The organism is Actinomadura rugatobispora (assembly GCF_042656285.1).
GTDB lineage: Bacteria > Actinomycetota > Actinomycetes > Streptosporangiales > Streptosporangiaceae > Spirillospora > Spirillospora rugatobispora.
On the sequence record NZ_JBHSON010000269.1, the window covers coordinates 1 to 769 of the forward strand.

A 769-nucleotide genomic window follows, 5' to 3' on the forward strand; every position below is an offset into this window, starting at 1 on the left:
CGGCCAGCCGGGACCGCTCCGGGCCGGCCAGCCCGGCCAGGAGCGCCGCCCGGAACCGCGGGCCGCGGCGGGTGAGCCGGTGCGCGGCGCCGCCCAGCAGCTCCGCGGCGAGCCGCGGCGGCGCGCCCGAGGAGGCGAGGGCGTCCAGCGCGGCGGCGGCGTGCTCGGGGCGCTCGGCGGTGACGGCGTCGGTGTACGCCTGGATCGCGGTGGCGGCGCGGGCCGCCTCGCCGTCACCGGGCAGCGTCGCGCGCACGCGGGCGGCCAGCCGCAGCGTCGCGGGCGCCGACAGCTCCCCCTCGCCCTCCGGCGCCGTGCCGTTACCGGTGTCCGCGCCGGCGCCGTAAGCGAGGCGGGCGAACGTGCGGGCCGGGAGCGCGGCGAGAGCGCCGTAGGCCGCGAACGCCTCCTCATGGGCCTCCAGCAGCGCAAGGCAGCCGTCCGCGGTCGGCGGCGCCTTCCAGACCCGGTCGAGCGCGCGGTCGACGTTCCCGGCCGTCTCAGGCCGCGCCGCCGCCAGCCGCAGCAGCTCACCGGTCACCGCGGCGCGGAGCGCGGGACGCCGCCCGCCGACCGACACCAGCACCGGCAGCGCCACCTCCGGGACGGCCGGCAACCGGCCGAGGTCCTCGTACAGCAGATCGCAGGCGGCCCCGGTCAGCACCGCGCGCCGCGCCTCCCGATCGGCCGCGGCCAGCCCGGCCAGGACGCCGTCCAGCAGCGCCTCGCGCAGCCCGGCCGGGGCGCGGCCCAGCGCGGCGGGCAGGTC

At 81.9% G+C, this 769-nt stretch carries 1 pseudogene; it reads right to left on the reverse strand.

The features are described from left to right. Positions 1-769 (reverse strand): annotated as a pseudogene (locus ACFPZN_RS56270) (hypothetical protein); the annotation flags it as partial.